Below are 19,423 nucleotides of genomic sequence, written 5' to 3' on the forward strand. Positions count from 1 at the left end.
CTCCAGTTTCCAAAACCCTCTGATTCATGGCAAATTCTTTTAGAATGATTCTAACGAAAATCTTCAGGCCGGATGTCGGGAAAAACGTTATTTTCCGCCTCTGCCGCTTCGAGAACGGCTAAGTCCACAGGCCCTGTGAGCATCGCTTCCAGCGCCAAAAACAAATTGGTGTGCACATTGGTACGCCGGATGGCATAGTCCACCATAGTACCTGTTTTCATGATAAAGGCCCAGTCACTACTTTGTAAGAGTAAGAGTTCCCTTCCCATTTGTTTTAAGATACGGATTTGTCCTTCCGTGCCATTGGCAAATTCATGTACACGTTTTTGCATCCGAATGCTTAGGTCATGGACCAAAGGGTAAATCCAATCATTGCTTGTACCGAGCCACACTTCCCCATACCCATTTTCTCCCCAACTCGACATCTTCATTTCGACAGATTGGATGCGAGGCAGTGCCCTTGCCGCTTCGAGTGGGTGAGAGAGTTTGATGGTATTTTGGTCGAAGTGGATTTTTTTGAATAAAAATTCGATAAACTGTGGGCCTTCATACCACCAATGACCGTATAACTCAGCATCATACGGGGATACAACAACTGATGGTTGTTTGTTTGTCGCATACAGGTGTTCCGCTTGTCTGATTCGGTTTCGTAAAAAATCTTCTGCGTGGTTTCCCGCGGCTTCCATCGCCCAATCAGGGTGGTAGTAATCTTTGTCCGATGTTTTCCCTGTGATGCGGTAGTACTTGATACTCGTATTGATGCGGATCCCATTGGAATGGAGGTAAGGTGCTATCTCATCCCAAGGAAGGTCATGCCCAATGTCACGGTAGTACTCTCTGTAACGAAAGTCCCCAGGATACCCGTCGATCGAACTCCAAACCTGTTTGCTACTCTCAGGATCTCTCCCGAAGGCAAACACTCCACTCCCCACTTCCACGGGAGCATACACTCCAAATTTTGGCCTAGGACTTGCGTGTGTGATTCCATGTGTGTCCACAAAAAAATACCGAAAACCTTCCCGATCGAGTTCCTCTTCAATGGATTCCGTATACCCACATTCCGAAAGCCAAATGCCTTTTGGGTCCCTTCCCCAAATGCGTCTAAAGGTTCGCCGGCCATTTTTCAATTGGGACCGAAAGACTGACTTTTCTGAATCGTAAAAGGGAAGAAAGGCATGTGTGGCAGGGCAAGTCAACGCTTCCAATTCCCCTGATTCGATAAACGGTAAAAATAACTTCGTCAAATCTCCGGTTGTTTCTTCAAAGATGGATTCGGTATCCAAAAAATGTTCGAGGTAACGTGATGCCAAATACTGTAAGTGAGGCTCGTTTTTGGTTCGTTTCGTTTCGTGTTTGGCAAGAGAAATTAAATTTTTTATGTACTTACGAAACTGATTTTGTAAATACTCATCTGTCAACATTAGAGACAGTGTTGGTGTGAAGGACATCGTAATCCGAAATGGAACCGACTCTTTTTTTAAATTTCTGAAGACTCGAATGAGAGGGATATACGTTTCGAGAATGGCTTCATGCAACCAGTTTTCTTCAATAAAGGGAGTATCGTAACCAGGGTGCCTAACAAAAGGCAGGTGGGCATGGAGGACAAAAACCAAATGCCCTTTGACAATTTTTTCCATCAAAGGATTCCTTTTCCGGATCCTGATCCATTGGCGAATGGAAAATTCTCATTCGGTTTTGGGTTTAAAACTTGGTCTCTGTTTCCATTTTGGTTTCTTGGATTTACGTAATAGGCATTTGCATTTTCATCCCGAAAGTAAAACTTACCACCAGGACTTTCTACAACCAGTCCATCCTCTACCCATTTAGGGTGGATCCATTCTTTGTCTAAACGGAAAGACTCAGTCCCTTGGGGAAGATCCTTTCCTGTCGCATGTAAGGATGGGATTTCTTTCGTTCCATTCGAAACATAAAGCTTACATTGCACATTTCGCACAGGAAACATAAACTTTAAATAATACGATTCGGTAAAAGGAGGAAGGTCATACCATTCCACACGGTCACTTCCAAATACATTTTGGTATTCTACTTTCAATCGAAACTTGAGACGATTCGTACTCGGAACATCCAAATCATTGGTGATCTTCTCTAAAGTGGTTGGGGAAAATTTCCAAAAGACAAAGGCTTCTTTTGGGGAACGTACAAGTACTTTGACCAAATCATTTGTGGGATAAGTCGGGTGTTTCGTGAATTTGGAATCATTGTAAATTTTTGGAAGTGGTTTGGAAGCCAAAGTTTTTGTTTCCTTCGGGATTTCCTGTTTGGATGCAGAAGGAGGAATGTTTGGTTCCTGTTTTGATTGTTTTTGCAAGGATAGGACTGATTTTTTTTTGGCCGCTTGTTTTTTTGCAGCTTTTGTTTTTTTTGGTCCCGGTGCCATGCTTACAAGGAGTATGCCTCGAAACATCCACCTTCAATTCTTTTTTATTTGACGTTAGCTTTTTTTCTAAAATACAATCATTCCATACCAAACTGGGACAAATTATGAAAATCAATTATACTTGGAAACATTTAGACAGGTCAGAAGCAGCTGAGAAATACGCAGATGAAAAATTGGAACGAGTGACAAAATTCGTTCAAAAAATTGTATCCTGCGATGTTTCCTTCGAAGCCATCCACGGTGAAATCCACGCTAACATGAAGTTACACGCCGATGGAAACAACTTCAATGCACACAACCAAGACAAAGATATTTATGTTTGTATCGATGGTTTAGAAGACAAAATCATTTCCCAAACAAGTAAACACCACGACAAAAAAAGCCAACACTAATCTCTTATGATCCAGAAGTCGGAAGAAGCACTCACCTATCTAGGAAACGGTGAGTTTGAAACTGCAAAGTCTATCTATTCTGTACTTCTGGATCGAGATCCAGAGGACATTGCTACCATCAGCGGTTTTTATATCGCAAGTTTTTGGGATCATAGACTTGATCTCATTTTAAAAACCAGAGAAGGAAAAGAACGAGGGAAATTATTACTGCAACTCTTTTCAGACTTTGAATCAGAAGTTCGCAAACGTGGGTTCCAAAACACAGAAAGTTTTTTTGTCACTCAAGATTGTATTCTAAAAGAAGCAAGAGACCACTTAAAACTCGCTTACCAATGGGAAGGATCAAATGCTCTCGACAAAGAACTATTAGGTGACCTTGCTCGCAGCCTCATTAAAATCCAAGATTATCCCATGGCACTAGAAGTGTTATTGTATGGAGGGAACAAACAATCCCCCGCCCTTTTGTATTATTTGGCAGAATCCCAGGTAATGATTGGGAATGAAAAAGAAGGGATTGAAAACTACCGCACCGCATTCCTCAATGACCCCCAACTTTTCCCCCATACCCTAGTTCGTTGGCCTCCCATGGTAGGGCTCATCCAGAAGGCAACCGAGTTAAGTGAAAAAGAAGAAGAGATGAAAGAACTGGTTCCAGTGTTTGCATGGAAATCGGGACTTTTTACCCCCTATACGAAAAAAGACGAAGCCACCATCCAAATTTGGTATGCCGAGTTAAAACGTCTGACGGATAGTAAAGAAAGGAGTGGTGGGAATTTCCGATTGGAAGCAAGGATCGAACAATTTGCCCTTGCGATTCTGGGTTCGGCAGACGACATCCGTTCACGGGATGCCGTACTCTTTGCCAAAAATTTAGTGTAAGGGATTATCGTTCTACAGTTTCAATGAGAAGGTGGAGCTCTTCTGCAGCAGCATCCCTTCCTGTTTTTTCATAATAGAGTTCCAGTTCACGAAGCCCATAAACAGAACCAGGTGCTGAACGTAGGTGGTCGAGTAACACTCGTTTTTGGTAGGATTCACTCAGGTCTATGCTGGTTGGTTCGTATTGGTAGTTGTTTTGTTCAATCACAACACCAGCCGAATCATTTTTTGTGAAACTGGTTTCGGATTGGCTACGGTTCATCAAAACAAAAACCAAACTCACTGCCATCACAGCAGAAAAGGAATACTGAACCGTTCGGTTTTCAATCAGATCCCGCAGAGAAAAGAAGGAGTTTTTTTCTGTAGGCCTGTCAATCGAAACGGATTCTAAAAGATTCAGTAACCGGACATCAAAGTCTTTGGACATTCGAGGGAGGATGGTATCTTCCTTTTCTCTCATGTGTTGGAAAAGAGAACAAATTTTATTCTCTAAAACCACAGAATCAGTGTCTTCTGGGAAGAGACCTGGGTATTGCGCACGAAACCAATCTTTTAAATTCATAAACCTATTTTTCAAAGAAACCTTCTCCCTTTTCGTCTTTCTGGATGAGGTGCTTCAAAAACTCCTTCGCCTTAAAGAGACGACTCTTCACAGTCCCTACATTACATTCCATGATCTCTGCAATTTCGTTATACGAAAGGTTTTCAAAATAACGAAGTTCGAGCACCTGTTTGTAGGAATCTTCTAACAGAGCAATCTTACTCATTAGATAACTGGATTCCTCAGAAAGTTCCAATTTTTTTTCATATCCGACACGAGAATCCACAAATTGGTTATCCCCTGAGTCATCCATGGGATTTTCACGGCCACGTTTCTTTTTGGCAAGTAAGTCCTTGGACTTATTCACCACAATGCGGTAAAGCCAGGTATACACACCTGCTTCGGCACGGAAGTTTTGGATGGATTTGTAACCGGAAATGAGAGCATCTTGGACAATGTCTTCTGCATCATCGCCGTCTTTGACCATGGAAACGGCCTTTCGGAAAAGCCTCTCGCGAAATGGAGAGACAAGGGTCATGTAGGCAGTCGGATCCCCTGCTTTGATTTTTTGGAGTAGGATTTTTTCCTTCTCCCGCAGGGTCATATTTTTGCCTTCTAGGGGTCTTGGCATCAGAACCTAGAATTTCGAAACCGATAAATCTATCAATGTTTTTCGGACTGTTTTGGCAGTTTAGATTCTGTGGAACATGGTCTCTAGGTCTTTTCGTGTGAGTTTGATGAGAGTGGGCCGACCATGGGGGCAAAGAGATGGGTTTTCACAATAGGAAAGCCTTTGCAAAAGTTCCCCGATGATGGGGTCAGAAACCTGGTCTCCTTTTTTGATGGCTGACCGACAGGCCACACATTTTGCCATCTCATCATACAATTCTTTTTCTTCCGGATCTTTGGATTTGAAACGTTCCCAAAGATCGAGGATGGTTTCTGTTTCTTTCCCTGGATCAATGTAAGAAGGAACTTCACGGATAAGGATCGTCCCACCTGAAAAGGGTTCCAGTGTGATCCCAAGTTCCGAAAACCGATCTTTCAAAAGAACCATCTCTTCCGCTTCTTCTTTGGTCAGTTCCAAACGGATGGGTGTGAGTAAACTTTGGGATTTGTAGGCTTTGGATTTGAGGTCCCGTAATACTTCTTCGTAACGGATCCGTTCGTGGGCCGTATGTTGGTCGATGATGTAGAGTCCATCTTCTGCTTCCGCTAAAATAAAGGTTTCAAAGATCACACCATAGTGTTTTTTCGGGACAAACAAATTGTGTTTGGTTGGATGATCACCTAATAAATGTAAGTTTGTTCCTGCCCCAATCCCTTCCAAAGAAAAACCGGCTCGTCCTTCGATGGAACTGGGTCCGAGAAGTGGACTTCCTTCGACTTGCCTGTTTCCCCCTTCTTCAAAATTCCCGTTGCCAAAACCAAAACCACCACCACCAAACTGCGATTTGTCGCCTGTATTGTCATAAGGAATGGGCATGGAAAGCCTTCGGCGCATCTCCAAAAATTCAACGGGAGTGGAGGTCCGTAAAACATCCGTAATGCCCTGGTATAACATCCCTGTGATGGTTTCTTCCGATAAAAACCGAACTTCTTTTTTTTGTGGGTGGACATTCACATCCACAAACTCGCGTGGCAAGTCAAAAAATAAAAATGCATACGGAAAGGCACCACTTGGCAATAATTCCCCGTAACATCGTTTTAAAATTTGTGCAGAAAATTTCAGTTCCACCGAACGGTTGTTCACGAAAAAAAACTGCCCAGTCCTTGAGGATTTATAAAAATCAGGATGGGAGATAAACCCACGTAAGGTCATTCCATTTCGACTGGAGTGGACTGGAAGCAAATGGTCTCTCAGGTTTTCGCCATAAATCGAAAGGACTCGCTCTAAAGGTTCTTCCGCTTGGACATGGAACACTTCTTTTCCATTTTGAACATACCGGAACCCAACGGAAGGTTCGCCAAGAGCCATGGTTTGTAAACGGGATCTATTTTTTTTCTCTTCCCCCGATTCTGTTTTTAGAAATTTTCGCCTAACAGGCGTATTGTAAAACAAATCCTTAATTTCAATTTTTGTTCCCTGGAAAAATGGAATCTCTTCTTCGGATACAATCTTTCCTTCTTCCACAACCACACGGTTTGCCATCCGGTTTCATTCCGTCCCCGACTCAATCACAAGCCTTGACACAGACGCAATGGAAGCAAGGGCCTCCCCTCGGAACCCAAAGGTAAAGAGGTGTTCTAAATCAAAAAAGTTTTGGATTTTACTGGTTGCATAGCGTTTGATCGCAAGGGGTAAATCGTCTTTCTCGATCCCATGCCCATCATCCGAAACAAGGATGCGGCTTAGACCTGCACTTTCTGTCGCGATTTCAATTTTTTTAGCACCAGCATCGATGGAATTTTCGATGAGTTCTTTTAGGATGGAGTGAGTGGATTCAATGACTTCTCCCGCAGCGATTTGGTTGATGAGGTCGGGAGAGAGGGAATGGATGATGCCCATATAGGGCAAGCTTGGGAGGGGAAACCTCCCTATCCATTACAATTTAGTGGGATATACAAGAGGAACAAGTGCCACCCACCACAATGTCAATGTGGTCTGCTACAAATCCCATCGCTTTCCAATCGGTGGTTTCGGAGAGTTTGAGGGCAGGAACATCTAAAATGGTCCCACATGATTGGCAGATTAAATGGGAATGGTCATCCAAAAAGGCATCATACCGAACCGATTCCGATTCAATATTGAGTTTGTTCACCATTTTGTGCACTACCAAGTATTCCAATGAGTTGTATACGGTAGCGAAACTGATTTTGTCTGCTTTGTCCCGAACAGACTCAAATACCATTTTTGCAGTTGGATGGTCATGTCTATCTCGTAAGTCTTGTAAAATCAATTCTCTGTGTTTCGTCAATGCTTTCATAGGTGTGCCCTTTCCTCTATGAGACTCGTAAAATTATCAAAGGGTCAAATGGAATTTCGATTTTAGAATCCTTCCAGAAATTGATATTTGTCAATACGGAGCCATTATGCCAGTTGCAATCGATCAGTTCAAAACCTCTCTTTCCCTTTGGGCATCGGGAGTTTCCGTCATCACCTACGAATCCTTGGAACAAAAAGGCGGAGTGACCGTTTCCAGTTTTTCTTCTGTTTCCCTCGAACCGCCGTTAGTTTTATTCTGTTTGGCAAAACATTCCAAAGCAAAAACTGCCATCGAATCGGCAGGGAAGTTTGCTGTGAATATTCTTTCTTCCGAACAAAAACAAATTTCCGCTGATTTTGCTTCTGGTTCCCTGGACAAAGCGGTTGTTTTGGAAGGCCTAAACCCAGGGAAACTTTCCACCGGAGCCCCCATTTTACAGGGATCTTTGGCTTCATTGGACTGCCTTGTTCACCAGATCATTGATGCTGGCGACCATTGGATCTTCATTGGACTTGTCGAAGCTGTGGCCACAAAAGAGGGATCTCCCCTTCTCTATTTCAATCGCAATTATAGGGAACTCGTTTAAGGAAACACACATGGAAAAAGAGAAAGTTAGTCTGGAAGAGGCAAAAGAACACGGACTTACCGAAACTGAATTTGTTGAAATTCAAAAAATCTTAGGAAGGATTCCAAACTCAACCGAACTGGGAATTTTTTCTGCCATGTGGTCGGAACACTGCTCTTATAAAAATTCCATTTTAAAGTTAAAAACACTTCCTACCAAATCTGACAAACTACTCGCACAGGCTGGAGAAGAAAATGCAGGGGCCATGGACATTGGTGATGGCCTTGCCGTAGTATTCAAAATTGAAAGCCACAACCACCCAACTGCCGTTGAACCTTACCAAGGTGCTGCTACTGGTGTGGGTGGGATCATGCGTGATATCTTTACGATGGGTGCTCGTCCCATCACATCCCTCAACTCACTTCGGTTTGGTGACCCCAAAGAACCTCGAAACAAATACCTTCTCACTCGTGCCGTAAAAGGGATCGGTGATTATGGGAACTCACTTGGCATTGCTGTTGGTGGTGGCGAACTTTTCATCCACCCAACCTTCACAAAAAACCCACTTGTGAATGCGATGACCGTGGGAATCGCCAAACACAACGAAATGGCTTCTGCCTCTACGAAAGGAAAAGTTGGGAACAAAGTGTACATCGTTGGTGCCACCACTGGCCGTGATGGAATCCATGGAGCAAGTTTCGCTTCTAAAGATCTCACAAAAGAATCCGAAGAAAAACGTTCTGCAGTGCAAGTGGGAGATCCTTTTATGGAAAAACTCCTGATGGAGGCATCCCTAGAAGCCATCCAAAAGAATTTACTTGTGGGCATCCAAGATATGGGAGCAGCCGGAATTTCTTGTGCTACTTCCGAGATGAGTGCCAAAGGGAAAACGGGAATGGATGTGGACCTTGATAAGGTTCCACTTCGTGAAGCTGACATGAACGCTTATGAAATTATGTTATCCGAATCCCAAGAACGAATGTTAGTCATTCCAGAAGTGGGCAAAGAAGAAGAACTGGTATCCATCTTCCACAAATGGGGGTTAAATGCTGTCGAGATCGGAACCGTCACAGCTGACGGCATTTTACGCATTCGTAAAAATGGATCCCTCAAAGCGGAAATCCCTGCCGAATCCCTTGTCCTTGGTGGTGGTGCCCCTCGGTATGTAAGAGAAGAAAAAAGACCATCTTACCTGGATGAGGTGGCGAAATTTGATGTAAACTCAATTCCAGATTTAAAACCTGACACTGTCCCGCAAACACTCACAAGCCTACTTTCCTCTCTCAATATCAGTTCGAGAAGGCCTCTTTATGAACAATATGACACAGAAGTGGGTCTTGTGAAAGTAGTGGAACCTGGTGAAGATGGTGGCCTTGTACGAATTCCAGGAACCAAAAAAGGAATTGCGGTCGCAACAGATTGTAACTCCCGTTATACGTATCTAAATCCTTATGAAGGGGCACAAATTGCTGTTTGTGAATCAGCAAGAAACGTTGCAGCAACAGGTGCCGAACCATATGGTGTGACAAATAATCTCAACTTCGGTAACCCATACATTCCGGAAAATTATTATGTATTCAGCGAATGTGTGAGGGGTCTGGGAGATGCTTGCCGTTACCTTGGCCTTCCTGTCACGGGAGGAAACGTTTCCTTTTATAATGAATCCCCAGAAGGTCCTGTGTTTCCCACACCTACGATTGGTATGGTAGGTGTGATTGATGATGTGGCAAAGGGACTACGCACTTATCCCAAAACAAATGAAGTGGTTCAGTACGCACTCGTTGGTGATTTCCAACCAACGATCTCTGCGTCTGAATATTTGTATAGGTCACAAGGCCTAGATACTGGTGTGATTCCAAAGGTTTCCTTAGAAAAAGAAAAACAAACCATAGACAGTCTCATCGAATGCCGTAAAAAAGGCCTTCTCTCTTCCGCAAAAGATCTGTCACTCGGTGGACTACTTGTCGCATTGGCAAAAATTGTGATTTCGGGAAATAAAGGAATCGAAGTCAATCTCAGTGCCTTACAAACCAAACAGGAAAGGCTTGATGCCTTGTGTTTTGGTGAAACTGGTGCTAGTTTTATCGTGAGTTTTTTGCCAAGTGATGGATCCAAGGTAAGTGAAGCCTTCACAGCAAAAGGTTTGTCTTTTTTTCCGATAGGGACTTCTAGTACCAAGTCTTCCCTTTCTGTAAAAGGAGATGGGTTCCATTGGGAATGGACAACAAAATCACTTGCAGTCGAATTTGAATCAGGTCTCAAATCCTATTTCGAATAGACAACTTTGAAAACAAGGAAAGGGTGTGTTTGATGCGTATCCTTGCCCTTGTTGCAATCACAGTTAGTTTTGCCATCCAATGTTCTAGTCTTGCCAAACGACAAGACTATGAGGCTTCCCTCCGCGCGTATGAATCAGGGGACCTATCCAAAACCATCTCCCTTTTGCCTTCAAAAGAAAATAAAGGATTTATCTCTGTTTTAGAAAAAGCCCATCTCAGTTTTTTAAATGGAGGAAGCAATTACAAAGACCTCGAATCCCTCGCGGAAGAAAGTAAAGAACGTTTGCGTTTTAGTGCAACTCGTTCCTTAAAATCCTTTTTTTATTTGGAATCAGAAGATGGGTATTATGCCTCCGAAGCCGAAATCATCTACTTACACATTTTACTTGGACTTTATTATTCACGTGTTGAAGAGTATGACAAAGCGAAAATCCAAGCAAGGTATGCTGGCAATTTACTCAGTGGAGAATGGAGCGCCGAAGGCCAGTTTGATGATCCCACCTTACGTTTATTACTTGCCTCTCTTTGGCTTTCTACAGGATCTAAAGAAGAAGCGATGGTGGATTTTCGTAAGGCAACGCAGTTAAAACCCCAATCCCATTCCATACGTTCCCTAACATCGGAGACCTTTCCGGCAGATGGAGAGTTTATTTTTATCTTTGGTGGTCCAGGTGCTGAACCATCAATGGACCCTTCTGTCAATCTCAACTTTATCCGAGGGCTTAGGAATCTCAAATTTCAAACTTCAGGAAAACAAAGCACCCTTCTCTTACTCGACAATAACAAAACATTGTCTCTTAGTTTGGAAAAAGGGACCCTTGGTTGGTATGAACGCCATCTCATCCGTGACAATGAAATCTCAGAACTGATCCAAGATTCCAAATACTTCCAATTGGTTTCGGCCACTGCACTCAAAGAAGGAACCAAAGGAACCTTAAAAATCACTGGTTCCGTGTTAGTTGGTGCAACCATTGTCGCTCTAGGAGCAGGGATTGTTTATTTGGGAGCGGAAGCAAGTTCCGAAGAATTAGCAGCTGCTGGAATTACAATCATGATCTCTGGTTTCAAACTAGGAAGTGAATGGGTAGACCAATCGATTGAAGATGCCAAAACCAATATCAAAGAAGATTTGGATATTTCTACAGAATACCGGTATGTACGTTTTTTCCCAGAATATGTTTGGATTGGAAAATCAAAGTCAAAACTTAACAATCCAAAACTTTCCTCCCAACATGGGCCAGTTACCTACCACTTAACTCCTGCTATTGGAAAGGTCAAAGTTCGATTTGGATTTGTGCCAGACCTTCAAAAACCATAACCTTCCACCTTACTTTTTTTGAGAAAATTACTTTGTTCCGACCAAACAATTTGGTTGGTTTCCAAACTTACCAAAAACAAAGTAACAGTGATATATTGGATTTTATTTCCAGATTCATAATTTACAACTTCATTGATTTCACCTTTAATTTGGTGAGACGGGGACTTAAACTTTCCTACAGATAAACGAGAATCTGACGATACCATTCCTGTTTTCCCAAAAGCCATTTCTTTTGTCGCATCTTCTCGTATCGAAGTATCCACAAATGGTACCTTATCTTTTGTTAGTTGGTTTAAAATTTCATTGCTGATGAGTTTTGTATCTATATGTTCCGAGGTGCTATTTTGTATGGCCTTCCATTCCAAAAACCCATTCTTTAATTCTGTTTTATAATATACTGATAAAGAATGGCTCATACTTTTTGCCGTTTCTTTGGCTTCAATCACCCCCCATTGTTTGGTTGGTTTAACATTTTCTATTTTTTGGTAACTTGTGGCACTAGAACATGCGACCATTTGGTACATAAAAAATAAAAGGAGTATTTTCTTTTGCATGGGAGTAATTTGGTTTTGGATTGGGGTTTGGCAAGAAGATAGTGTACTCCCCACCCGATTTGGGAGGGGAACTGGACCCGCCACCCAATGACTCTCCTCTACCATGGAGTCTTTTTTTTGGCAATCTTTCTCCTGCAACCCCCAATTTTTTCTTTCCAAAAGTTCACATTTCCGTTCTTTCCCTGCTCGTCTCCACTTGGGCGCTCCCAATTTTTCCGAAGATTTGACTCACCTCTAGTCGGGGACGGGCTTCTCCGGGGTGCGCGTTCGCTCCCGTCCTCGGAGGATGAACCTCCTCCGACCAAGCCCTACGTATCCCTGGCGCAGGGACTCGTTTTGTTATGAAATCTCAAATCCATTCTGTTCCAATTCAGAAATTATTGTCTTGAAAGTTTCCGATCCTTAAGCAAACTTCATGATTACGATATGAGTAAATTCATCTTACGTTTCAGTTTGTTCCTCATCCTTCTCGCAGTACTCCTTGCGGGTTATACTTGGCTCACTCTCACTTGGAGTTATTCGGAAGGTGACCGTGCGGGTTACATCCAAAAACTTTCCAAAAAGGGTTGGGTTTGTAAAACTTGGGAAGGGGAAATGGCACTTGTCACCATGCCTGGAACCATGACAGAAAAGTTTTACTTCAGTATCCGAGATGAATCGATTGCCAATGAACTCAATGCATCAATTGGCAAACGTGTAGTTTTAGAGTATGAAGAACACATTGGTGTTCCCTTTAGTTGTTTTGCCGAAACTCGTTATTTCATCACAGGTGTAAAAACCGTAGGGGAAGTCCCTCCTCTATAGTCCTCTTGACACCGAAACGGCCACCTAACTTTCTTAAGATTTGGTTGGTCGTTTTTCCTTACTTTTTATTGGGAATTCAATCAGATACATTGTATTTCTTTTGTTTTTCAATGATCTTTGCTAAATCTTTCAGAAAATAAATTTTCTGTTTATCTTTCCTTTTCCATTCTCTTTTGTGATATATTCATAATATGTTTCAGTTACTGATACAATTCTGATTTCGGATTCTGAACCAATTTCATTTCCAAGGAAAGGATCATTTAGTTCTGTTGTTTTTAGAATGTAAGAACACGGATCCATCCAAGTTATGTTTTCTACCTTATAAAATGTTTCGTACAATCGATGTTGGCGTTGGAAGTTTTCATTCCTTTCAATGATGATGAATAAATCTGGAGATGCTTCATAATAGAACATCCCTTTTTTGACCCGAGTACAATCAAGCTGTCTGTTCGCTGCATAGGCATTGGGGTTTAACACTGAGATCATAATCATTAGGGAAACTAACAGTAACTTCATTTTGATGCACTTCCTACAAATTCCAAACCATTTGATTCATTTCCATCGGAATGTGGGAAAAAATCAAGAATTATGTCACATAAGTTCTTCGCTTCCCTCTTTTTACAGGAAGTGAAAAAAGTAAGTACAAGTAAATTTCACTTTACATATTTTTACTAAACATATATATAGTTATCCTATGGAACTCGCAGAACAAAGTCATTCTTCCTCCAATATCTACGAACCCATACAAAACTGGAACCAAAAGGACTTGGGACTTCTCACGGGTGAAAGGGGGATGTACAAACTCGCCCACTATTGGCAATATGCACTTGTCTGTTCAGGGTTTCAGGTATTCAATTTGGACTGCGCCATCCGGTTTAACCCCTTTACCATCACGGAAGAAACCAGGAAACAAAATCTTGCACCAGAACCTTTTTTAGAGCAAATTCAAATCCAAAGAGCCTTCACGCCGTACCAAATCTTAGATGCCTTACAAAATATATTAAAAGAAAAAAGAGAAAATACCATCTACTTTATGTTAGCTCCCTGCAAACAATTCTTAGATGGAGATGTGAAAGATGACGAAGGAATCTATCTATTACATTTGATGTTAAACTTTATAGAAAAATTTCCCACAGAAAACATACCACTACTCATCATTGAGTCGTGGACCTACTCACACCAAAACTTCAAACTTTTTTTCCCAAAACTCTTACGTGTTTCCCAAACCCTATGGGAACTCAAAACAGAAAAAGGACTCTCTAGGATCCGGACACGAAAAACATCCCTTACAGGAGCATAAAATGGGCAGAACCATTTCCCCTTATTCTCGCCAAATGTTGCAAATCGAAGAAAATTTATCTGATTTTCGAAGAGCCCTTCGAAAGGCCGACCAAGAAATCTTCGATGATCTCATTCGAATTTCCAAGTTACAGGTGCAAGCTGGTGTAATGGCTTCACTTCCCTATCCGATTGATTCCATGCTTTTATCCATGATGATTCAATTAAAAAAAGAACTAAACGAATTAACCGAAATCAAAAGAAAACTAATAGAGGATTCAAAACTATAGTTAGTGAAAAAAAACTTCAAATCAATGTAAACCCCAATCAAATATGGAAATTTATAAAGGATATCTCTTTGATATCTACCACTCGGAACAAAAAATTTATCTTTGGATCAAATCAGATTCAGGTGAGTTAAAACTTTTTGTTGATGAATACTTTCCCATTATTTACGCCAACGCATCACCAACAATTCTTAAAAAATTAGTAAAACGATTTTATGAATTAGATGCATTGGCTGAAATTCCTACTTTTACAGAAAAAAGATTATTTTATCAAAACAAAAGCATCCCTGTTTTAAAACTTGTCATATCGAAACCGCAACTCTTGCCAAAAATCACAAACAAACTTTTTAATTTATATGGAAAATATGATATCTACCATTCCGATATCGAAATCACCACAGGATATATGGTAGAAAAAAACATCTATCCACTTGCTTTCCTTAGAATCGAATACGAAGTTTCCAAAAATCAACTCAATCATATAAAAAACATCAAAGCACTCACTGACATCAATGAGTTGGACTATGAAGTTCCAGAATTAAAAGCGATTTCCCTTTATTTAGAAAAAAGTCACAGGCACCCATTCCAAGAAAATACTCTCATCGCAGAAACTGCACAAAAAACATACCAAATCCCAACTAAAAATGGAATCACTCTCATCCAAAACCTAAATGAAATTTTCAAAAATCACGACCCTGATATTGTATTGTCCTCCTTTGGAGACCAAGTGATATTCCCTTATTTATTCAAAACTGCACAAGATAATCACCTAACAACAGAATTTGATAGAGACAAAACAAGTTTAATTAGGCGATCTATCCAAACCCAAGGAACAAGTTTTAATACCTATGGCACCATTGTTTATAGAGCCCCCTCTTACCCTCTTTTTGGAAGATGGCATATTGACTCCCGAAATAGTTTTGTCTACAAAGAAGCAGAACTCATAGGGATCATCGAACTCTCTCGAATATCCAGATTACCAATTCAAAAAATGGCAAGAGCTTCCACAGGAAAAGCACTCACTTACATCGAAGTAGATGTGGCCCTTCGAATGAACTACCTTGTCCCTTGGCAAAAAAGTGCATTAGAATCCGAAAAATCCGCCTTACAATTATTAAATGCAGATAAAGGTGGACTTGTTTTCCAAGCTGATATACAAAATGGATTTGTATTAGAAAATGTAGCACAACTCGATTTTTCGCAAATGTATCCAAGTATTATGGTGACACATAATATCTCTCCAGAAACAATCAACTGTTTATGTTGCGAAGGTGAAGAAAACATCGAAAAAGTTCCTTCACTGGGCTATAGAATTTGTACCAAACGAAAAGGAATTGTCTCAGAAGCATTGGCACATATTGTCCAAAGACGTAACCATTACAAAGAACAAAAAAAAAACAATCACCCCAACTCAATCAATATCCAATCTAAACAATCAAGTTTAAAATGGATGTTAGTAACTTCATTTGGATATCTCGGTTACAGAAATGCAAAATTCGGAAAACTCGAAAGCCACGAAGCCGTTACTGCATTCGGAAGAGAAAAATTGATCATAGCAAAAGAAGTATCAGAAGAATACAATTATAATGTTGTACACGGAATTACAGACAGTATATTCATCCAAAAAAAGGACAAAAGTCCAATTTCAAAAGAAGACTTAACGATGGTTTGCCTAGAAATAGAGAAACGCACTAAAATCAAAATGGAAATTGAAGGGATATATTCGTGGTTAAGTTTTCCACCCTCAACACAAGATGAAAAACTGCCTGTTGCCAACCGATACATGGGTTGTTTTGTAAACGGCCAATTTAAAGGTCGAGGCATTATCACCAGAAGAAAAGATTTTCCAAAACTTATCCGTGAAGCACAAAACCATATGATACAATGGATGTGCCAATTCAAAACCATAAAAGAAATGCAGTCAAAAGAAAACGAAATCATCGATTTATTTTATTCGTATGATCAAAAACTAGTAACTGGTGACCTAAATTGGAAAGACCTTATCATACAAAAGTCAACATCGAAAGAACCAGAAGACTACACCGTTGACGCACCGAGTACAATCGCAGTTAAAGACTTAATGGAAATGGGAGTGCGTGTCCAAGCTGGTGAAAAAATTAAATATATAGTTCTGAACCAAAAATCGAAAAAAAAAGGGGAACGGTACCTCACCATCGAACGTATGGAAAAAAAAGAAAACACAAACGAAAGCCTTAATAGTAAAGGTGATAGGGAAAGTAGAGGCCAAGGTAACCATTTTAAAAATACAAACGAGAAAAACAAAAAGATAATGCAAATTGATCAAAATATAAACAAAAAATTATCAGATACAAGTGACCCTTATCCAAATGCCCAAAAAGAGATCAAAAATATTACGAGAAATGACAAAGAAATTTTCAAAACAACAACTTATAATCTGAATGAAATATCTCATTCCCGACCTTATCACAACGGAACAACACCAAAATCCGATCACAAAACACCAAAATACGACCGCAGGTATTATAGAAACCTTTTGCTTAAATCTTTCAAAGAAATTTGGATCGGCATCTCCAGTTTCAAAAACTTTGAAATACTAATAAGCGAAGATACATTTTTACCCTTCTCCCTAGAAAAAAACCAAAACTATTGCAAAACCATCAATACCGCCAACTCTATTTTTATTGCATAAACATTAAAAAAATATCAAAAAAAAACTAAAATACTATGCCTGTTATACGAGAAAAAAGAACACCAAACAAAAAAACATTTGAAGAAACAACCCTCAAATCAAGAATCAGATTCACTTTTCATTCAATGGGAGTGAGGGGGCGAAGCTATGCCCAACACCCCTATTCACAAAAATACAAGGATGCCGAATCAGGAATTATGTCCCATAAAGAAAAAACTCCATTATCATACAACATAAAGGCAAATAAACCAATCAATTAACACACGCTCTAACTACAAAAAAAACAATGCGCTTACATCCCACAATAAAGCAATAAAACAAAATAGAATTTACCACCGCATTGCCAACAATAACTAACATGCATAAATCATTCGTTATACGACATTTTGTAAAAATAAATATGAAAACAAAAATTACTCTCTTACTCTTATTCATCTCGCCAATTTACGCTCAAGTTGATCCAGTTAATAGCCAAAAGCTATGGATTTTCTCTCTTTCAAAAATTGGTTCTTCAATTGTTCCATATGAAAAAGAACAATTTACCGATATTTTTGGACCGTATAAATCTGATCCAAGACGAAATATTAATAGTTATGAATTTGCCGCACAGAAAAAATTTGAAGATTCAAAATTTGCTTTTTACTTTGATTTCTTTGAACTTACTAAACGAGATTATTCTTTAAAATATATAGACTTTCAAAATAGAAGCAATATTAAAGAAACGCCAACTCCTATAGGAAATTATTTTAGATCACAAATTAGATTAGGATTTTCTTACTCTATTTTTAATAATGTAAGTATTTCGTTTGGTTCTCGATACTTTCGTTCCGAACTTACTGATGGATTTCTGAATCAATTTTATGTTAATTTTGGACAAAAGTATCTTGGTCCTGAAATTTCTATTCAAACAAAAACGAAATTTTTAGATAATTTCTTCATCGCTACTAGAATAAGCCTTTTTCTACTCTATGGTAAATCTATACATAATTATTCATTCGTATCTGCTCGAACTGATCAAGGATATATTGATGTTAATATTGAACCTTATACGAGAGTTCAAGGAAATGAGTTTTTACTAAAATTCGGATATTATTTTACAAATAACCTTTTCTTTACAATCGGATTTAGATCTACTCTATTAAGAATCAGGCCAGACGATCTTAGAGTATATTCAGGAGATTCAAGATTTGATAATCAAATGAATATTGAATATGGATTGCGAAAGGAAAATTCATATACAGACTATATGCAATCAATTATTCTTGAATTAGGAATCGAATTATAACATACAAAACGTCGTATAACAGCGACTTACCGCTACGCTTCGGGACAAGCCCTCGCTCGGGCTGCGCCAAATTCCCCTTCTGGCATTCGCCTTGCGTTCGCAAGCTACATGCCAGTCCCTAACGTCCCGTTGGGACTCAGGGTCGGGGAACTTCGGTAAGTCTATTCGTTATGCGCAATAAATTAAAAAATATTAATATGAAACCTCTTTTTCTTTTACTGTTAAGTATGCTGGCCTTAACTTTTTGTAATAAATCTGAAACTCTTGAAAGACTAGAAACAGACAATTTAAACAAAAGTTCAACTTTACCAAAATATTCTTACTATACTACTTCAAAAATTTTAAATATCAGAGAATCTACAAATAATAACTCAAAAGTCATTGGTAACATAAAAAAATGTGAAAAAGTAGCAATTGTAGATACTGATTTAAGTTACAACGAAAACAAAGGTAATTTTGTAAAAATTAAAACCTTGAAAGGATTAATCGGATTTGTTCCCTATCAGTTTCTAAAGTTTATCGATCAGAAAGATACTTCTCCTTTAATCTTTGATTTAGATTATAATAAAGATCCTTTTGATATTACTAGAAAATGGTCCTTTTATCAGGATGATCCAAATTTAATTATTGAATTCAGAAATGATCTATCTGTAAGTCTCGAAAACTCATTTAAAAATATTGAGTTCTCAAATCAAAAAGTTAAAAAAGAGAATTTTACATATATATACGACGGGTGCTGCAATGCTCAAATTTCTTTAGAATCAGGTAAACAAATAGAAATTAATATCATTAATTTTGAAGACAAAAAATCAATTTTAATGAATTGTATGTTTGCAAATCCAGATTTCGGAAATTAACATGAAATTAATTATTATAATTAATTTCTAAAATAATTTACTGCGCATAACAGCGACTTACCGCTTCGCTTCGGCACAAGGCCTCGCTCGGCCTGCGGCAAATTCCCCTTCTGGCATTCGCCTTGCTTTCGCAAGCTACATGCCAGTCCCTAACGTCCCGTCGGGACTCAGGGTCGGGGAACTTCGGTAAGTCTAGTTCGTTATACGCAATATCCAAAAAGTGATTAAGATACTCTTGGTAAGTAATTACGCCAATATCTTTGAATTAACGCATTTTCATTCATGCGATTCGTTCTATCGCAGCTCCGTTGGTTAAAGTAGAAAATTTTAATGAAAATTTTCACTTTAAGAAATAAGAATTAAGAAAAAGATGAACTAAAGATAGAAA

The 19,423-nt window shown here is 39.5% G+C and carries 18 protein-coding genes and 1 pseudogene; 11 read left to right on the forward strand and 8 right to left on the reverse strand.

The genetic code is table 11. The features are described 5' to 3' along the window. Positions 1 to 50: 50 nt before the first annotated feature. Together LEP1GSC202_RS13920 and LEP1GSC202_RS13925 are read right to left on the reverse strand one after the other, a co-directional pair. Positions 51 to 1,637: a glycoside hydrolase family 57 protein gene (locus tag LEP1GSC202_RS13920; protein ID WP_015678121.1), complete on the reverse strand. Its 1,587-nt coding sequence runs from the start codon at positions 1,635 to 1,637 to the stop codon at positions 51 to 53. Next, the gene (locus tag LEP1GSC202_RS13925) at positions 1,637 to 2,425 is read right to left on the reverse strand and encodes a hypothetical protein (RefSeq protein WP_083930026.1); all 789 of its coding nucleotides are present in this window, start codon (positions 2,423 to 2,425) and stop codon (positions 1,637 to 1,639) included. The genes LEP1GSC202_RS13920 and LEP1GSC202_RS13925 overlap by 1 nt, the downstream gene beginning before the upstream one ends. Positions 2,426 to 2,502: 77 nt before the next feature. On the opposite strand from LEP1GSC202_RS13925, the gene hpf reads away from it, so the two are divergent. Next, complete coding sequence (gene hpf / locus LEP1GSC202_RS13930) at positions 2,503 to 2,790, forward strand: ribosome hibernation-promoting factor, HPF/YfiA family (protein ID WP_015678361.1); 288 nt, start codon at positions 2,503 to 2,505, stop codon at positions 2,788 to 2,790. A 6-nt stretch (positions 2,791 to 2,796) separates the two neighbouring features. Beyond that, on the forward strand, positions 2,797 to 3,669 hold the full coding sequence (locus LEP1GSC202_RS13935; protein WP_015678078.1) for a hypothetical protein: 873 nt from the start codon (positions 2,797 to 2,799) through the stop codon (positions 3,667 to 3,669). A 4-nt stretch (positions 3,670 to 3,673) separates the two neighbouring features. Here LEP1GSC202_RS13935 and LEP1GSC202_RS13940 read toward each other — a convergent pair whose 3' ends face one another. The 4 genes and pseudogenes from LEP1GSC202_RS13940 to LEP1GSC202_RS13955 form a co-directional block, all read right to left on the reverse strand. Further along, complete coding sequence (locus tag LEP1GSC202_RS13940) at positions 3,674 to 4,231, reverse strand: LIMLP_12425 family protein (RefSeq protein WP_015677979.1); 558 nt, start codon at positions 4,229 to 4,231, stop codon at positions 3,674 to 3,676. Between the two features lie 4 nt (positions 4,232 to 4,235). Further along, positions 4,236 to 4,841 carry an RNA polymerase sigma factor gene (locus tag LEP1GSC202_RS13945; RefSeq protein ID WP_039929022.1) on the reverse strand — a complete coding sequence of 202 codons (606 nt, stop codon included), beginning with the start codon at positions 4,839 to 4,841 and terminating at the stop codon, positions 4,236 to 4,238. Between the two features lie 60 nt (positions 4,842 to 4,901). Beyond that, positions 4,902 to 6,719, reverse strand: a pseudogene (gene mutL, locus LEP1GSC202_RS13950) (DNA mismatch repair endonuclease MutL). Between the two features lie 43 nt (positions 6,720 to 6,762). Then, a complete protein-coding gene (locus LEP1GSC202_RS13955; RefSeq protein ID WP_015677981.1) occupies positions 6,763 to 7,137 on the reverse strand; it encodes a Fur family transcriptional regulator in 375 nt (124 codons plus the stop codon). A gap of 106 nt (positions 7,138 to 7,243) precedes the next feature. Here LEP1GSC202_RS13955 and LEP1GSC202_RS13960 point away from each other — a divergent pair, with 106 nt between their 5' ends. From LEP1GSC202_RS13960 to LEP1GSC202_RS13970, 3 genes are read left to right on the forward strand one after another with little or no spacing between them, the layout of a single operon-like run. Further along, a complete protein-coding gene (locus LEP1GSC202_RS13960; protein ID WP_015678079.1) occupies positions 7,244 to 7,723 on the forward strand; it encodes a flavin reductase family protein in 480 nt (159 codons plus the stop codon). Positions 7,724 to 7,733: 10 nt separating this feature from the next. Next, positions 7,734 to 9,980 (forward strand): phosphoribosylformylglycinamidine synthase subunit PurL, encoded by a 2,247-nt coding sequence (gene purL / locus LEP1GSC202_RS13965; RefSeq protein WP_015678060.1) that lies wholly within the window; start codon positions 7,734 to 7,736, stop codon positions 9,978 to 9,980. Positions 9,981 to 10,012: 32 nt separating this feature from the next. Then, positions 10,013 to 11,299: a hypothetical protein gene (locus LEP1GSC202_RS13970; protein WP_015678248.1), complete on the forward strand. Its 1,287-nt coding sequence runs from the start codon at positions 10,013 to 10,015 to the stop codon at positions 11,297 to 11,299. Here LEP1GSC202_RS13970 and LEP1GSC202_RS13975 read toward each other — a convergent pair. Next, positions 11,287 to 11,853 carry a hypothetical protein gene (locus tag LEP1GSC202_RS13975; RefSeq protein ID WP_039929072.1) on the reverse strand — a complete coding sequence of 189 codons (567 nt, stop codon included), beginning with the start codon at positions 11,851 to 11,853 and terminating at the stop codon, positions 11,287 to 11,289. The genes LEP1GSC202_RS13970 and LEP1GSC202_RS13975 overlap by 13 nt on opposite strands. A 426-nt stretch (positions 11,854 to 12,279) precedes the next feature. Here LEP1GSC202_RS13975 and LEP1GSC202_RS13980 point away from each other — a divergent pair, with 426 nt between their 5' ends. Next, positions 12,280 to 12,657 carry a hypothetical protein gene (locus tag LEP1GSC202_RS13980; protein ID WP_015678006.1) on the forward strand — a complete coding sequence of 126 codons (378 nt, stop codon included), beginning with the start codon at positions 12,280 to 12,282 and terminating at the stop codon, positions 12,655 to 12,657. Positions 12,658 to 12,786: 129 nt separating this feature from the next. On the opposite strand, the gene LEP1GSC202_RS13985 is transcribed toward LEP1GSC202_RS13980, so the two are convergent. Then, the gene (locus LEP1GSC202_RS13985) at positions 12,787 to 13,173 is read right to left on the reverse strand and encodes a hypothetical protein (RefSeq protein WP_156825388.1); all 387 of its coding nucleotides are present in this window, start codon (positions 13,171 to 13,173) and stop codon (positions 12,787 to 12,789) included. A gap of 178 nt (positions 13,174 to 13,351) precedes the next feature. On the opposite strand from LEP1GSC202_RS13985, the gene LEP1GSC202_RS13990 reads away from it, so the two are divergent. The 5 genes from LEP1GSC202_RS13990 to LEP1GSC202_RS14015 all read left to right on the forward strand — a co-directional run bounded on the left by LEP1GSC202_RS13990 (position 13,352) and on the right by LEP1GSC202_RS14015 (position 19,035). Next, positions 13,352 to 13,957, forward strand: coding sequence for a hypothetical protein (locus LEP1GSC202_RS13990; RefSeq protein WP_015678306.1), 606 nt, complete (start codon positions 13,352 to 13,354; stop codon positions 13,955 to 13,957). A 1-nt stretch (position 13,958) separates the two neighbouring features. After that, positions 13,959 to 14,225, forward strand: coding sequence for a DUF8156 family protein (locus LEP1GSC202_RS13995; RefSeq protein ID WP_015678010.1), 267 nt, complete (start codon positions 13,959 to 13,961; stop codon positions 14,223 to 14,225). Positions 14,226 to 14,268: 43 nt separating this feature from the next. Then, positions 14,269 to 16,893: a DNA polymerase domain-containing protein gene (locus LEP1GSC202_RS14000; RefSeq protein WP_015678305.1), complete on the forward strand. Its 2,625-nt coding sequence runs from the start codon at positions 14,269 to 14,271 to the stop codon at positions 16,891 to 16,893. A 400-nt stretch (positions 16,894 to 17,293) separates the two neighbouring features. Then, positions 17,294 to 18,178, forward strand: coding sequence for a hypothetical protein (locus LEP1GSC202_RS14010; protein ID WP_039929024.1), 885 nt, complete (start codon positions 17,294 to 17,296; stop codon positions 18,176 to 18,178). A gap of 170 nt (positions 18,179 to 18,348) precedes the next feature. Continuing rightward, positions 18,349 to 19,035, forward strand: a complete 687-nt coding sequence (locus LEP1GSC202_RS14015; RefSeq protein ID WP_015678098.1) for an SH3 domain-containing protein — start codon at positions 18,349 to 18,351, stop codon at positions 19,033 to 19,035. The last annotated feature ends 388 nt before the right edge of the window (positions 19,036 to 19,423 follow it).

This window comes from Leptospira yanagawae serovar Saopaulo str. Sao Paulo = ATCC 700523 (assembly GCF_000332475.2).
GTDB lineage: Bacteria > Spirochaetota > Leptospiria > Leptospirales > Leptospiraceae > Leptospira_A > Leptospira_A yanagawae.

What these genes read in the sequence shown, in the direction of transcription:
- LEP1GSC202_RS13920 (WP_015678121.1), bottom strand. Translation starts at nt 1,637, where the DNA reads ATGGAAAAAATTGTCAAAGGGCATTTGGTTTTTGTCCTCCATGCCCAC.
- LEP1GSC202_RS13925 (WP_083930026.1), bottom strand. Translation starts at nt 2,425, where the DNA reads ATGTTTCGAGGCATACTCCTTGTAAGCATGGCACCGGGACCAAAAAAA.
- hpf (WP_015678361.1), top strand. Translation starts at nt 2,503, where the DNA reads ATGAAAATCAATTATACTTGGAAACATTTAGACAGGTCAGAAGCAGCT.
- LEP1GSC202_RS13935 (WP_015678078.1), top strand. Translation starts at nt 2,797, where the DNA reads ATGATCCAGAAGTCGGAAGAAGCACTCACCTATCTAGGAAACGGTGAG.
- LEP1GSC202_RS13940 (WP_015677979.1), bottom strand. Translation starts at nt 4,231, where the DNA reads ATGAATTTAAAAGATTGGTTTCGTGCGCAATACCCAGGTCTCTTCCCA.
- LEP1GSC202_RS13945 (WP_039929022.1), bottom strand. Translation starts at nt 4,841, where the DNA reads ATGCCAAGACCCCTAGAAGGCAAAAATATGACCCTGCGGGAGAAGGAA.
- LEP1GSC202_RS13955 (WP_015677981.1), bottom strand. Translation starts at nt 7,137, where the DNA reads ATGAAAGCATTGACGAAACACAGAGAATTGATTTTACAAGACTTACGA.
- LEP1GSC202_RS13960 (WP_015678079.1), top strand. Translation starts at nt 7,244, where the DNA reads ATGCCAGTTGCAATCGATCAGTTCAAAACCTCTCTTTCCCTTTGGGCA.
- purL (WP_015678060.1), top strand. Translation starts at nt 7,734, where the DNA reads ATGGAAAAAGAGAAAGTTAGTCTGGAAGAGGCAAAAGAACACGGACTT.
- LEP1GSC202_RS13970 (WP_015678248.1), top strand. Translation starts at nt 10,013, where the DNA reads ATGCGTATCCTTGCCCTTGTTGCAATCACAGTTAGTTTTGCCATCCAA.
- LEP1GSC202_RS13975 (WP_039929072.1), bottom strand. Translation starts at nt 11,853, where the DNA reads ATGCAAAAGAAAATACTCCTTTTATTTTTTATGTACCAAATGGTCGCA.
- LEP1GSC202_RS13980 (WP_015678006.1), top strand. Translation starts at nt 12,280, where the DNA reads ATGAGTAAATTCATCTTACGTTTCAGTTTGTTCCTCATCCTTCTCGCA.
- LEP1GSC202_RS13985 (WP_156825388.1), bottom strand. Translation starts at nt 13,173, where the DNA reads ATGAAGTTACTGTTAGTTTCCCTAATGATTATGATCTCAGTGTTAAAC.
- LEP1GSC202_RS13990 (WP_015678306.1), top strand. Translation starts at nt 13,352, where the DNA reads ATGGAACTCGCAGAACAAAGTCATTCTTCCTCCAATATCTACGAACCC.
- LEP1GSC202_RS13995 (WP_015678010.1), top strand. Translation starts at nt 13,959, where the DNA reads ATGGGCAGAACCATTTCCCCTTATTCTCGCCAAATGTTGCAAATCGAA.
- LEP1GSC202_RS14000 (WP_015678305.1), top strand. Translation starts at nt 14,269, where the DNA reads ATGGAAATTTATAAAGGATATCTCTTTGATATCTACCACTCGGAACAA.
- LEP1GSC202_RS14010 (WP_039929024.1), top strand. Translation starts at nt 17,294, where the DNA reads ATGAAAACAAAAATTACTCTCTTACTCTTATTCATCTCGCCAATTTAC.
- LEP1GSC202_RS14015 (WP_015678098.1), top strand. Translation starts at nt 18,349, where the DNA reads ATGCGCAATAAATTAAAAAATATTAATATGAAACCTCTTTTTCTTTTA.